Below are 14,476 nucleotides of genomic sequence, written 5' to 3'. Positions count from 1 at the left end.
CGCCGGTGATGCGACGGTGTGTCCGTTCCGGATCAAAAGCCATGTTACCTTCTTCGGTGATGAAGCGGCTAAGAAAGTGAAAGATCTGACGCCTTCCCATCTCGCGAACTTTTGGGAAAACAAATGCGTCTAAGCATTAACTAAGAAAAACGGATCGCGGCTCACATGCGAGGCCCCATCATGACACGATTACCGACTCCCACATTTCGAGGACTTCGCCACCTGGCGGGTGTTCTTGCTATTCTCGTAGCTGCGACGAGTCTGACGGGGTGTTATACGCAACTCGCCACGGTCGAGGAGGAGCGCCGCGACGATCGGGTGTACGCGGATCGAGGATATGCAGATGAATACCGTCGCGAATATGACCGCCGGTACGACCGACATGATGCCTACGATCGGTATCGCGTCCGCCATTATCGGTATCTGACGCTGTATGACCCGATCTACTACGACCCGTTTTACGACCCCTTCGTCTACGATCCGTTTTATTCCGGGGTAAGCTTCTCCGTGTCGTTCCGCTGGGGCGATCCGTACTACAATTATTACCGCCGGCCGTACCATCGATATTCCCCCTACTACTCCTATTCGCGCTACTACTACGGCTCCGGTCGCTATTACTGGAACGGCCTGTACTATCAGCGGAATCGGTACCGCTGGTATCGACCGTCCGATTACTACTATAGCGGGTACCGCGACGGCTATTACAACTACCGCCGCGATCGCGACCGATACACGGTTCCGCGCAATACGAACACGGGTCGCACCGGGCGAAGCGCAACGGCGGGCCGCCAGACGGACAACAACGTCCGAACCGCACGTATTGGCCGCACCGCGACATCGGGCCGGACGGGTCGCTCCTCAGCATCGAGCGCGCGAAGTGAACAACGATCTGCAACATCCCGCTCCGGTAGCAGCGGTCGCGTAGGACGAAGTGCGCGCGGCGGCGACGACGGTCAATCCGCCGGCACCACCCGCAGCCGTTCCGGCAGTAACGGACGATCTGCCCGCTCGAGCTCCCGCTCGGGTGATGATCGGAGCGCTGCTCGCACGGGTCGCTCGTCGAACTCTGGCCGCGCGGGTCGATCCGCCAACCGAGGCAGCGACCGCGGTGATGCTGGCCGCTCGGGTAATGCCCGCTCGTCTCGCGACGACGGCAACAACTCACGCGCTCGTACTGGGCGTAGTGGACGCTCGGACGATGGATCGCGCTCTGCACGATCTCGGCGAAGCGACGACAAGCGTGGGATCGTCCGAACAGGATCCGGCCGCGTCGGACGGGGCGCATCCTCGGAGACACGCTATGACCGGAGCTACGACCGGTCCCGGAGCTCCGATGCCCGCTCACGTAGTTATGATCGGTCTCGACGTTACGATCGCTCGAGCAGCTACGACCGAAGTTACGACCGCTCCCGTCGAAGCGACGATAAGAGGAGCTATGATCGCAGCCGCTCCCGCGACCGTTCCCGTAGCTACGACCGGACGCGGCGCTCGCGCTCCGATGGTTCGGCCCGGACGACCCGCGAGTCCCGGCGCTCCGACGATGCCGTGAAAAGTCGTTCGTCTCGCCGCGTGCGGAGCCGGGCAACGAAGTCGCGTAGCCGAGCCACAAAAACACGCAGCCGTTCTGCTCGAACCCGTTCAACGCGAGATCGCAGCCGCGCGTCAAAGTCACGGAGTCGTCGAACCCGTAGCCGGGCGACATCGCGTACCTCTCGCAGCCGGAGCAAGGCAAAATCGTCGCGCCGGACGCGCTCGAAAAGTCGAGCGTCCTCCAGTCGCAGTCGCCGCTCCTCCGACCGCTCATCGAAGCGTCGGTCCTCCAGTCGCGATAACGACAATTAGTCCCGCACAGTGAACACTGGTTCGCACGGTCAGCGGACCGCTACGTGACGCTTCATCCGGGCCCGTGTACTCGTGCCACGGGCCCTTTCTATGCCCTTGGCTTTCAACTCCCCTTGTCTGTAACCCACCGGTTTCAATCGACTTATGAAAACCGACACACAGTACTCCGATGATTCAGGCTCTTGCCGCTCGCAGTGGTTTTGGTGCACGAGTCTAACGCTCGTCCTTCTCCTGTTCGCGGTGGCCGATGTGGCACCGGCCGTCGGGCAGGTGCGCGATCGCGGCCTGATAAACGCACGGACCGACGTACCGGATGCGGATGACATCTTTCGCTTTTCGGAACGTCTTCCGGGTGTGACGGCTCGGTCGATCGGGCGCGCCGGTGCAGGTGTCGCCGGTACGGGCGACGCCAGCGCGCTGTACACGAACCCGGCTGGACTTGGTTGGGCGTCGTCGTCGCAGGCCGGCGGAGGATTCAGCATTCTGACGGCGCAGACCAACGCGGCCTATCAACCTCCGGGGTCGGGTTCCGGCTTCGATCTGGAGGCCAGCACTCCGAACACGACACTTTCGAACTTCGATGCCGTCTACAAGGTGCCGACGGTTCGCGGCAGTCTGACCTTTGCGGCGTCCTATCACCGCTCGGCAGACTTTACACAGGAGGTGGAGTACGAGGGGCAGGCCGAAGGGACGTCGGTCACCGGTTCGCTGTTGCCTAACATTCAGGACGTTGGCTTCCCGACGGGCGAAATCGACTTCTTCGAGTCGCCGAGGGCGTTCATCGCTTATGAGGGTGGGGCCATCGAGTTTTTCAACGGAGCCTTTCAAAACGGCGACTATCCCTTCGAACCAGCGGTCTTTCCAGGGACGCAAATCCGTCAGATCGGCGAAGTGAACCGGGATGGAAGCATCAACGAGGTAGCTTTTGGTGCGGCATTCGAGGCGGCCGAAAACGTTATGGTCGGTGGAGGTGCGAACGTTATCTTCGGCTCCTACGAATTTCGACAGGAGCTGATCGAGATCGATCAGGGCGGCAACGACAACTACGAGGTCATCCGCGGGAATACGGTCTACACGGGACTCGACCAGATCCTCTATCGGGACGGATATCAGGACGATATCGTTGGATTCAACATGCGCCTGGGCGTCTCAGCAAAACTCGCCGACGCGATCAAGTTCGGGGTGTCGTTCGAGTCTCCGACATGGACCTCGGTGGATCGGACGTACACGCTGGCAGCCGTCCAGACGACGTTCGACCAGGGCGGCGTGCTGTCCTATGGGATGGACAACACGTTTCAGTCGGAAGGACGAGGGCGGATCGAGTATGAAACGCGAACGCCCCTCCGCCTGAGTGCAGGTATGGAGTATGACACCGACAACCTTCTGCTGAGCGCTGATGTCGAGTTTGTGGACTGGTCGCAACTCGATGTCGATGAGGCGACGACGGGTCCTGCGTTTGGCGTTGCCTCGATCCAGGACGCTATCGACGACAACTACTCGTACGTCTTTAACCTGCGCGGTGGCGTGGAGTACCGACTGGAGCAGGGGTTGGCCCTTCGAGGTGGACTGGCCTACCGTCCGGATCCGCGCGAAGGACGTGCGGTCGCTAACTCGACGGAACGGGACCGGCTGTATGTGTCCGGCGGACTCGGCTACGCGGTCAACGATCAGTTTCGCATTGATGTGGGCTGGATGCAGGAGCGGATGGACGATTCGTTTCAACCGTACAATACGACCGCGACTGGTAATCTCGGCAACGTCCAGCCGCCGCTCGACACTGCAGTGTATGCGCCGCCGACCATTCAGCAAGACCTGGTGCGCAACCTGTTCATGCTCGGCATGACGTTTAAATTCTAGCGACACGCCTCAGAAGCAAACAACCGATACACGTCGCGGCACCGTCGTCCTGGTCAGGGGCGGCGGTGCTTTTGATTGGGGTGCGCGCACGTTTCGACACTTGTAGCCACGGATTGCGCGCAGTGGGGGGTCGACTATTCTTCCTGTTCTTCCCGCTCGCGCTCCCACTCGTCCAGCTTCCTGTGGTATTCTCGGGCCGCCTGGTTGTGCTCGCGGAGCGTTCGGCTGAACCGGTGTCCGCCCGAGCCGTCCGCAGCAAAGAAGTAGTAGTTGTGCGATTCCGGGCTGGCCGCCGCCCGAAGGGTAGATCGTGCCGGATTGGTGATCGGTCCGGGCGGCAGGCCGCCGTTGATGTATGTGTTGTACGGGTGCTCAATTTCGAGGTGTTCGTACAGCACGCGGCTCGTGCGGCTTCCCTTCGTATCGATGAGCACGTACTGAATCGTCGGGTCGGCCTGCAGCGGCCATTGATCCTCGAGACGATTCATGTAGACGCCGGCGATCGTTTTCTTTTCCTCCTCGACGTACGCCTCCCATTCCACGATGGATGCGAGCGTTAGCACCTCGAGCTTCGTGAGTCCGACATCGGCTGCGGCATCGGCCAGCTCGCGTTGGTAGAACGCGTCGAAGTGTTGTTTGACGCGCCGGACGATCTCATCTGCGGGCGTCTGCCAGTAGAACTCGTAGGTCGCCGGAAGCATGTATCCGAAGAGATGACCCGGGTCTACGTCGAGCTCGCGCGCAAGGGTGCTGTCGTGAAGCGTGGAGAGGAAGTCATCCTTCGAGAACTTCAGGTTGCGCCCCATCACCGCGGCCACGATGCGGGGACCACGCCCGGGCGGAATGGTTACGCGGACCGGCGTTTGCAGTCCTTTCCGGATCGTGTCGAGGATGTCGTACGATGAGACGCCCGAGGCGAAGGCGTAGTGGCCCGGCTTGATCTGCTGGTCCCAGCCGGTAGCGTTCGCAACCAGGCGAAACGTCGACTCCGACGCTAGCAGACCGGCGGCATCGAGGGAGTCCACGGCTGCGTCGAAATCCCGCTGGGGAATTGTGACCGTGCGTTCGCCCTCGTATGCCGGGGTGTTCGGGCCGAAGACGATCCACGCGCCGATTCCGGCAAGGAGAGCGGCGAGCCCAACGAGCCCGGCCGCAACGTAAATAAGGCGCTTGCTAACGGTCATTCAGAAAAGAGCAACTGGCAAAATAGAGGGAGATTCCGCACAGTGATTACGCAAGATTCAGGCCTCGCGTTCTGTTCTTTATGGTCGACTGTGAATGGTGGATTGTGGATTGTGAGTTGAGATGTTGGGTCGTTAAGACGTTGTACCGTTGAACCGTTGGACGTGACGTTAACTCGTTGGTTGGTGAGAATCTGTTTGGCGGACAGTTGCCGGCCACCCAAGGGAACGGACGTCCCGACGGTCGGTCCTCTCGACGATCACAACAGTGAGACGTCGTGGATGTCGCTCACCGTGTCGACTGCGTCCGTGGCGAACGATGACCTGGGACGTGAACCTTAGCACTCAGTTTTTCTCGTGATCCATCCGCCAAGCAGATTATGAACGTATCAAACCACCGTCGCACGGCCGTGCGACGGTGGTTTGTCTTGAACGTTGAACCCTGAACGTTGAACCCTGAACCCTAAGGAAGTCCTGGCTCGACGAGGAGCACCTCTTCCCGATCAACCCGTACCGCCCCCGGTGCGGCACCTTTGGGGCTGCGGACGTACTTGCGTCGCGTCATCATGACCGGCACGAGGCCGCTGCCGCGCGCCTTGCTATAGTAGGCGGCGATCGATGCGGCGACGTGCTTTCGGCGCCGTCCGGGTTCGGCATCGCGGTTGGGTAGGTGCAAGACCGTGTGGGAGCCCGGAACGCCGCGAGCGTGCATCCACAGGTCGTATTTCTGCGCCACGTGGAAGGTGAGTTCGTCGTTTTGCCGTGCATTTTTGCCCACCCACACCTCGAAGCCGTCGCCCAGATCAAAGCGCCGAAAGGGAAAGGTATCGACGTTCGTGTCCTGGCGATCGACGAACGGCGCGACATCCGCCTCCCGCTCCTTGCGAAAGTCCTTTATGCCGCTGAGCGTGTCGATCTCCGAAATCTCATCGTGGAGGGCCTTCGCCTGCTCGGCCCGCTCCATCGTCTCCTCCAGACGGGACTCGGCTTCCTCTCGAGATCGCCGGGTTCGCCGGGCGCGAGCGTAGTAATATTGGGCGTTCTCGACGACCGACTTCGCGGGGTCGAGCGGAATGGTGACCGGTTGTCCATCCTCGAACAGATCCGGCAGAGTGACCTCCTCGTCGCCCGGATCGACGGCGTTCTGCTGCGCCATCAGAAGGTGTCCCCAGCGCTCATAGCGGTCGGCTCGGCTTTCATTCGAGAGCTCCTCCAGCATGCGGTCCGCGCTCTCGCGGTAATGCTCGGCGGCTTCGCGGAGTGCGTTCTCGAGCGAGTCGTACAGCCGGTGGTAGTGCCGTTCGGCCAGCTTCCGTTTCACGAACGAAGCCACCGCGTGATCGACGGTGTCGAAGGTCTCCGATTTGGCGCCATTCGCGTCTAGATGGTGCATCGGGGCGAGGGCGAACGCGTCGGGGAACTGTCCGCTGCCGTAGATGACGGGCAACGGGTTCTCGAAGTCGGCAATCAGGTCCTGCGACGCGTCGAAGAGAGCCCGGCGTTCGTCTTCGGTTGTGTCGGCCGGGTCGTCTGTCTCGACGCCCGCGCGGAAAACCGTTTCCTGCGCTGGGAGCCGGCCGAAGAGAGGCACGGCCGACTGGATCGCCTGCCGCGTCGAGTTTCTATTGGTGCGCCAGCGATCCTCGAAGTCGGCGAACGTCTCCGGCATGGGAGCGGCTCGTGGACTGGGTGCCTCGTCCCCCGAATATTTCTCGTCATTCTGGAAGGCTTCGGCGGTCCTGTCGTTTTCGTCGATCAGAAACGCGTTGGCGCGGGCCCCGAAGAGTTGCCACTGAAACCGGTATCCACCCTCCAGGTCGAGGTAGAGCATCCGGTCGCGATCGGCGATTCTGACATCCGTGATCTTCCGGTCGGAGGCGTCTGGGAAGAGGGTGGCGACGTTCCTGCGCGCTTTGGAGTAGCGGTCCGTGCGGAAGATGAAGATCATCGGCCGCTGGATCGAGCTTCGCAGCATCCACTCGTTTTTTCCATCGGCCATGGCGAGCGTCAGCTCATTTTTCGACTGCGAGTACGCGTCGATGATGGTCGTGCCGATGAGGTCCGTTTGCCATTCACGGACGAGGGCGCGCAACGTAAAGTAGCTATCGACCACAGGGAGAAGGAAGCGTCCGGGAGGCAGAGCAGGAGAGGCATCCACCTCGCACGCCTCATGCGTCAATTCGTTCGCCAGAGCGAATGAGGGCTGCGGTGCGGAGCGTAGATGCTAGAGAATGGAAATCAACGCTGCAACTCTTAAGCGTCAGAGTCGGTCATAGGGTACAGCGGGCCCGCGACGTTGTCTATGTGACACAGATCACAGATCGTGGCGTCGAAAGCCTCGTATAATGACGGTGTGATACGAGTCCATCTTTTCTCACCCACGGAAGGCCGATTGTTATGAAAAAGAACATGGGTACCCTCGACCGAATCATTCGCGTGAGCATCGCCGTGCTGATCGGTGTGCTCTACGTTACCGGTCAGATCTCCGGTCTGACCGCCACCATCCTCGGCATTATCGCGATTGCCTTCATACTGACCAGCAGCGTCGGTTCCTGCCCGATCTACCTGCCCTTTGGTCTTTCGACGCGCCGAAAGAAAGCATCGAGTGGATGACGGGAGGATTCGTCTTCGACCGGATGGCGTTCTGCTCCGTTCGAGCAGCGTGCCGCTGTTGGAAAATGCATGATCAGGCCGAAACCGTCTCGAGGATGGTTTCCCGCGCCGGCGTACGGAGGTTGTAGTGGTTGCTCATGCTCGCGCCGTAGGCTCCGGCCGTTGCGATGAGGATGATGTCGCCCGGCATGGTGTCTGGTAGTCGGCGGCTGCGGCCGAGGACATCGCCACTCTCGCAGATAGGTCCCACCACGTCCGCGGTCATAGAGAGCGGTTCGCCCAGGCGCGACAGGTTCACGATCTCGTGGTACGAGCCGTAGAGTGCCGGACGGATGAGGCTGTTCATGCCCGTTCCGAGTCCGACGTAGTGGACTGAACCTTTCGATTTCGTCTGGGTCACCGGCGCGAGCATGACGCCCGCCTCGGCAACGAGGAAGCGACCGGGTTCCATCCAGAGATCGTACGCATGCTGCTGTTTGAACTCGCTGAGGCGCTTGTCCAGAATGCCGAGGTCGAGCGGGGTTGCGTTCGGGCGTTCGGGTACGCCGAGCCCGCCGCCCACGTTGAGCGTCCGTACATTGGGGAAGTCGGCGGCAAGCGACGCCAGGAAACCGGCGATATCCGGCCACGTGCCGGCATCTGTGATGCCGCTGCCGACGTGAACGTGCAGTCCGCGGACCGTGCAGTTGCATTGGTTGGCGAGGCGGCGGAGGCGGGGCAGTTCGTCTGGGACGATGCCGAATTTGGACTGGGCCCCGGCCGTTCGGACGTGGCGATGATGCCCGTGACCCCGGCCGGGATCAACGCGCACGAACAGATCCTGCTCGGCAAAGACCTCCGGGTGCCGCGCGAGCGGCTCGACATTGTCGAGCGTCACGTGGACGCCTTCGTCGAATGCGTCCGCGTATTCGTGGATCGCCGCAAAGTTGGGCTGAAAGAGGATGCGATCCGCCGGTAGATCGGGCAGTACCTCACGTACCCGCTGCACTTCACCAGGCGAGACACACTCGAAGGCGATGCCCTCGTTAGCCAGAATTTCCAGCACACGCGGGTGCGGGTTGGCCTTGACCGCGTAGTAGGTCCGGTCGAGTGCGCCGAGGCGTCGGACGTGGCGTGCGTTTCGTCGCAGCGTGTCCTCGTCGTAGACGTACGACGGCTCTCCGGATGCTTTCACGATCGAGAGCAGCTCATCGCGACGATCGCGCCACCAGGCGCCGCTCGTCTTCGAGGGCTCGGCGTCAAAGAGTTCCTGCCAGCTCGGTCCAAACGTCGCGTCCGGGGCTCGAGTGGCGAAGAGCTGCCTGTGGAGTTGTCGCACGAGGCGTTCGGCCTGGTCCTCGTCGACGACGAAGCCGAAGTTGAGATCCGAGGCAGCCTGCGATACGAGATGTACGTTCTGTTCGTCAAAGACCTCGAAGGCCGGGCCGAGCTCGTGCAGCATCGAACGAATGTGACGGCCGACGAGGCTCACCACCGCACACGACTCGATGATTTTCGGCTCGCAGTACGCGCTGAGGTCGTGAAGGAGCCGGTCGAGCACGTCCGGGTCGAGCGCATTCGCCATCGGATCGAGCGTGACCGTGACGTTGGCCTCGGATGTGGCCACGAGGTCGACCGAGAGTCCGTGGTGCTTGAAAATCTGGAAGACGTCGGCCAGAAATCCGACCTGTTGCCACATGCCAAGCGTCTCCATCGAGACGACGGTGACTCCATCTTTCGACGAGATGGCTTTGACTTCAGGACCGTCGTGCGGCACGGCATCTGAAACGACCGTTCCCTCCAGGTCTGGTGCGTCCGTCGAGCGGACGTGGAGCGGGATCTGATATCGCCGAACGGGCGCGAGGCAGCGCGGGTGGAGGACCGTCGCTCCCATCGTCGCCAGCTCCTGGGCTTCGGCGTACGTGAGTTGCCTCAGGAGGCGAGCCGACGGGATGTCGCGCGGGTTCGAGGTGAACATGCCCGGGACATCCGTCCAGATTTCGAGCCGCTCTGCTTCGAGCTTGGCGGCGAAATACGCGGCGGATGTATCCGACCCTCCGCGGCCGAGGAGAACCGTTTCGCCCACGGGATTGCTCGCGATAAAGCCCTGCGTGATGAAAACGTCGGCGTCCTGGCCGTCGAGGTGGTTCTGGAGGACACCGTCGGGATACGCGGCGCAGGTTGCCGACAAATAGCGTCGGGCCGGAGCCACGTGGGCTTCATCCTCAGCCCGCAGGACCTCTCGCGCATCCATCCAGTGCGGTGTGAGGCCCTGCGTAGCGAGGAAGGCGCTTCCGAGTCGCGTGGACATGAGCTCGCCCATGGCCAAAATCTCCGCGTGCTGCTGCGGGTGGATTCGGCCGGACGCGTTCACTGCCTCAACTCGTTCCTCGAGCACAGCGAAACTAGCACCGAGCGTGGTCTCGCCATCCACGCCGATGCGCTCCGCCAATTCCAGGTGTTGAGTTCGGATGGCAGCCAGTACATCGTCCGGCGCCGCCTCCGCATCGGGATCGGCAAGCATCTCCAGCTTGTCGGAAATACCGGACAATGCCGAGCACACGAGGAGAGGGCGGACTCCATCATCGCGATAGCGTCGAGCAATGTGGGCGATGGTTTTCCAGCGGTCCGGCGTGGAAACGCTCGTACCACCGAACTTCAGAACAATCCAGGATGAGGCGTCGGGCATGAAGCAGACAGGTCGAGGGAAGCAAATACGACGCTGTCCTTACCTTAGCCCCCGTACCACGGGTCCGAACTCGCGGCGTGTTGTCGAGACACGTGTCGGGTTCGTCAGAAATCCGCAGGCCGGATCCAGGGCGAGCATCTGATTATGCCTTTAAGCGGCTTGTGAAATGGTGGCGGATCGCGAGTGATAGCCCGTTCACGTCGGTGTGTTCAAAGACGGCCGAGATGCCGACGCGATGTCCCACAACGTGAAAGCCTTTCGGCGTCCGACTCCGAACGATGACCCAGCGGGGATCGTCCTGCGGTAAGAGGTCGGTGAATTGATCTTCTACGAATCCGATGGCTCGAAGGACGGTGTCGCGTGTGCTGCTATCCCAGATGCCGGCGAATTGAACGGTCACCTCGGAGGAGCCGCGACGCGGCGTGATCGATGGCGACGTTGACCGTGCTCCGGTGAGTCGCAGGTCCGAGACGATCCGGGCACGAGAAGTACGGGGCGAAGGATTTACGTGTAGGCTCATGATCTGTGTCTCATGTAGGGGAATGTGAGAACAACCATCGCGGTGACCCGCGGACGATGCAGATAAAAAACGCCCGGTCGGAGACTGGTAACGGCCCTCTCTCCAGTAGCCGTTACCCGATACTCCAGACCGGGCGACGTACGGACGCTAAGCCGAAGATGCGTGAGCTAACGCATCAAGCCGGCGTCCGCAAGGGATTGACGATCGACGGCGATGCTGCCGATGACGGCATCGGTCGTGTCTGTCGTGTCTTTCTCCGTGGTGTCTTTTTCGGTCGTGTCTATCCGTACAGCTGGCATCCGAAGGTCGCTCATCATCGGCGGAGTCCCAGCGGTGGACGTGTCTTCTTCGGGCTTCTCCGGTTTATCCATCGGAGGTTTCTCGGACGGACGACGCACCTGCTCTCCGCCTTCGTTCGCCGCCGGCATCAGGACCTTATCGATACCGTGCGCGACGCCGTTGGTCGCTTTGATGTCGGGCGTTTCAATGCGGGCGTCTCCGACCGTCGCACCGTTTTCACCGATAGCAAGCTGATCGCCCGTCGTCACGCGAAGCGTCGACTGCCCATTGAGCTTACCGGATGGTACGTTGCCGACCACGATGTGTCGACGAAGAATCGTGACAAGCTCCTGGTCGCTCAGGCTGGACAGGTCTGTATCGAGCGATTGGAACGCCTGGTTAGTCGGTGCAAAGATGGTGTACGGGCCGCCGGAGCTGAGCGCGTTGGCAAGACCGGTCGATTTCATCGCATCGACGAACGTGCTGTAGGACTGCTTCTCTTCAAGCGTTTCAAGCAATGGCTTGGTACCCGATTGTGCTGCATCTTGCATGCGAGCATCGGATGTGGCTTGATTCGACCGGTCCTTACGAGGCTCGTCTTCGTTCTGTGCATGAGCCATGACGGGCAGCAGGACGAGCGCAGCTACGATCGTCGCGATCAGTGACGCGGTGAATAAAGTGAGTCGGGACTGCAATGCGGAATGTGCAGGCATGACGGTCGCTATAAGCGGTACGGTAGAAGGACGGAACGAGTGTTGCAGGTATATCTCGTTTGATGTCGCTCATTGCAACCGGGCCGTTCGCGGATATGCTCTTAGGATGGCCGAATGGTTTGCCGTAATTCGCCTGATGATTCGTTTTTCGCCGACCTAAGACTTTTGCGATCTGACATCCTAAATCTGCGCTCAGTAGATTCAGTAGCAATCCTCATGAACCTAAAGGTTCTAAGGAAAGAGTAAGCGCGGGTTAGAATGTTGGAATAAAGAAACGGTCGCGGAGAAAGAGGAAACCGCGAGCCGGTCGCAATCGGGTCAAAAAGGGCGAGCTGTTCTACTCGTCCGAGTCCATATCGAGGTAGACGATATCACTCTCCCGCTGGTCGTGACGGGAAAGAAGTACCCATCGCGCGTCGGGTGATACCGCCAGAGCCGGGTGTTCAGGGACGTGACCCAGCACGTGGAGGACGATGCCTTCACCTCCGCCTGGAGGATACCGCCGCACGGTGATCTGATCGCGGGAACGATCGAGCGCAACGACCCCGACATTCGTAGCGCGCCAGTTAGCGTATTCGCGTGGCGAAAAATCCGGGACGACACGGATCGGTGCTGCAGACGTGTCGAGAATGGAGGAGGGGACCGCGAGAGAATCGGAGCTCGCCGTGTCGACAACGGTCTCGCGAAGCGGATAGCGCCAGATGCCAAGAGTGTCGGGGCGAACGACGTACAGCGAAGAACCGTCCGGATGCTCTTGCGCGGCGAGTGCCGGAAAGGGAGTCACCCGCTGGATCGTTCCGTCCTCGACGCGAATCCGCCAGACGGACCATGCACCCTTGCGTGCGGAACTGAAGTAGATGTGCCGGCCATCTTGACCCCAGTGCGGCATCCGGTCCACCGTTTCAGCCGAGGTAAGACGCGTTACAGGTCCTCCCTCAGCATCAACGAGGAAGAGACTCGACCGACCGTTTTCCCTCGCTACGAAACAGATCTTCTCTCCGGAAGGCGACCACCGTGGTGTGCTGATGGCGGTCGAACGCATTGAGGTGAGTTGAGACGGGCTCTCGCCGTCGGCCGCCACCGTCCAGACCTGCGGACTCCCGGATCGTTGGGATACGAACGCGACGTGCTCGTCGTCCGGTGAAATGTCAGGGTGCGAGTCCCACTGCGTTGACGAGATCAGGGCCTCGGCCGACGTGCCACGAAGCGACCAGATGTTGGTATGCAGCATCTGTCGCGCGTACGCAATCTGGCCGACATCCCGTGCGATCGATGGATGCAGAATATCGACCCCTTCGCCGGCGTCGGTGAGCCAGGCCGGATCGTCGCCGTCCAGCGGAACGCGCCAGAGGGCGGACGAACCACCCCGGCGGGAAGCGATGACGAGCTCATCTGTGGTCAGCCAGTCCAGTCCCGTGATGACCGAGCTATCCTGCGTGACGCGCGAAATGGTCGTGTCCGACAGCGACAGCAGGTAGGTGTCCTGCGTCTGCGTGGAAAGGCTACGCGTGAAGGCGACGCGCTTACCGTCGGGAGAAAAGGCAGGGTGCCGGTCCCCGAGGCTCTGCGCTGGGGGCGACGTTAACTGAACGAGGGTATCGCGGTCGAGGGGGGCCAGAAAGAGTGCGTACGGGCGAAACGGGCCGATCTGAGCGGAAATAACGAGATGATTGGCCGAGGTGTCCGGCGACCACGCCACACGGTCGATCTCCCGAACGCCGAGATCCGCAATCTGGCGCGCGCTACCACCGATGGATGGGACCACGAACACGCCGTTTCGACCGCTTTCTTCCCGGGCAAAGGCGAGGAACCGTCGGTTGGGTGACCATGCGGGTGACCAGTCGAGTGGACCGTTTGTCAGCTGAAGGGGTGTTTCCGCGCCGGCCTGACGAAGGAAGAGGGCGGTCGGCTCGTCATCACGATTCCAGGCGAAGATCGTCCGTTCGCCGTCGGCGGAGAGCGCCGGGTATAGCTCCTGTCCGGGGAAGCTCGTCAGCGGCGTCGGCTGCGGCGGCGGGCCGGCTGGCGGGGCGGGGAGCAGCACGCGCCATGCGATCACGCCGGCAGCGATGAGGACGAGCACGAGGACAACCCACGTGTGCGGCGACGTGAGAATCGAGTCGCTCGACGCAAGTGGCCGGCTGATCGATGAGATGGTTCTCCGTGCTGTGTCCGTCGGTGTGTCGGGCTCTTCCACGCCCGATTCTTCCGTGCGAAACGAGGACGTGGCATCCGACGCATCCGACGGGAGCGGTTCGACCGGGGCAATCAGGCGATACCCGGTCTTTCGAATCGTTTCGACATACCTCGGATTTCGGGAATCATCGCCGAGGGTCTTGCGGAGCTCCGAGATGCAGCGCGAGAGGACGTCGGGCGTGACGACGGTGTCTGCCCAGACGACGTCCATGAACTCCTCTTTGGTAACCGTTTCTCCCACCTTGGAGGCCAGAAGGCACAGCACATCCATCACCTTCGGCTCCAGTCGATGCTTCTCTCCGTTGCGGGTCACCTGGTTGAGCAACGGCTCCACCGTCCAGTCTCCAACTTTAAATCGTTGACCGGGGAGAGAGGCGTCTAGCGAGTCGTGACGCATAAGGACAGTTGTACGAAAAGCGGGAACGAACCGGGGCCCGTCGGGGAGAGAGGGGGAAGGCCGACAGGTTCGTGTCCGCCAACCCGTGCGTCTTTCTGCCAGTTCCTGCCGGTATCCGAAGGCTGGATCAAGCTCGCGCAACCCGAACCCGTCCGGCAAGGAGAGCCTGTCGCCTCGACATAGTAAACTACGTAGAAGTCTACCCGGCGG

Annotated in this window: 9 protein-coding genes; 3 read left to right on the top strand and 6 right to left on the bottom strand. The window is 61.3% G+C overall.

The window, feature by feature from the left end; all coding sequences use genetic code 11:
• Positions 1-180: 180 nt before the first annotated feature.
• Together CRI94_RS11065 and CRI94_RS11060 are read left to right on the top strand one after the other, a co-directional pair.
• Positions 181-1,842 carry a hypothetical protein gene (locus tag CRI94_RS11065; RefSeq protein WP_143815374.1) on the top strand — a complete coding sequence of 554 codons (1,662 nt, stop codon included), beginning with the start codon at positions 181-183 and terminating at the stop codon, positions 1,840-1,842.
• 144 nt (positions 1,843-1,986) lie between these two features.
• Positions 1,987-3,699 carry an OmpP1/FadL family transporter gene (locus tag CRI94_RS11060; protein ID WP_098075768.1) on the top strand — a complete coding sequence of 571 codons (1,713 nt, stop codon included), beginning with the start codon at positions 1,987-1,989 and terminating at the stop codon, positions 3,697-3,699.
• Between the two features lie 134 nt (positions 3,700-3,833).
• Here CRI94_RS11060 and mltG read toward each other — a convergent pair whose 3' ends face one another.
• Complete coding sequence (gene mltG / locus CRI94_RS11055; RefSeq protein ID WP_098075767.1) at positions 3,834-4,883, bottom strand: endolytic transglycosylase MltG; 1,050 nt, start codon at positions 4,881-4,883, stop codon at positions 3,834-3,836.
• A gap of 460 nt (positions 4,884-5,343) precedes the next feature.
• On the bottom strand, positions 5,344-7,038 hold the full coding sequence (locus CRI94_RS11050) for an Rqc2 family fibronectin-binding protein (RefSeq protein ID WP_245846165.1): 1,695 nt from the start codon (positions 7,036-7,038) through the stop codon (positions 5,344-5,346).
• A 251-nt stretch (positions 7,039-7,289) separates the two neighbouring features.
• Between CRI94_RS11050 and CRI94_RS11045 the strand changes: the two genes are divergently transcribed.
• Positions 7,290-7,493 carry a YgaP family membrane protein gene (locus CRI94_RS11045; RefSeq protein WP_245846164.1) on the top strand — a complete coding sequence of 68 codons (204 nt, stop codon included), beginning with the start codon at positions 7,290-7,292 and terminating at the stop codon, positions 7,491-7,493.
• A 73-nt stretch (positions 7,494-7,566) separates the two neighbouring features.
• Here CRI94_RS11045 and CRI94_RS11040 read toward each other — a convergent pair whose 3' ends face one another.
• The 4 genes from CRI94_RS11040 to CRI94_RS11025 all read right to left on the bottom strand — a co-directional run bounded on the left by CRI94_RS11040 (position 7,567) and on the right by CRI94_RS11025 (position 14,266).
• Positions 7,567-10,161 carry a bifunctional aspartate kinase/diaminopimelate decarboxylase gene (locus CRI94_RS11040; protein ID WP_098075765.1) on the bottom strand — a complete coding sequence of 865 codons (2,595 nt, stop codon included), beginning with the start codon at positions 10,159-10,161 and terminating at the stop codon, positions 7,567-7,569.
• Positions 10,162-10,303: 142 nt separating this feature from the next.
• On the bottom strand, positions 10,304-10,681 hold the full coding sequence (locus tag CRI94_RS11035; protein WP_098075764.1) for a hypothetical protein: 378 nt from the start codon (positions 10,679-10,681) through the stop codon (positions 10,304-10,306).
• Between the two features lie 167 nt (positions 10,682-10,848).
• Positions 10,849-11,673 carry a fasciclin domain-containing protein gene (locus CRI94_RS11030; protein WP_098075763.1) on the bottom strand — a complete coding sequence of 275 codons (825 nt, stop codon included), beginning with the start codon at positions 11,671-11,673 and terminating at the stop codon, positions 10,849-10,851.
• A 337-nt stretch (positions 11,674-12,010) separates the two neighbouring features.
• Positions 12,011-14,266, bottom strand: a complete 2,256-nt coding sequence (locus CRI94_RS11025) for a winged helix-turn-helix domain-containing protein (protein ID WP_098075762.1) — start codon at positions 14,264-14,266, stop codon at positions 12,011-12,013.
• Between the last annotated feature and the right edge of the window lie 210 nt (positions 14,267-14,476).

The sequence above is a fragment of the Longibacter salinarum genome, from assembly GCF_002554795.1.
GTDB classification, from domain to species: Bacteria; Bacteroidota; Rhodothermia; order Rhodothermales; family Salinibacteraceae; genus Longibacter; species Longibacter salinarum.
This window is presented reverse-complemented; position numbering and strand designations above follow the sequence as displayed.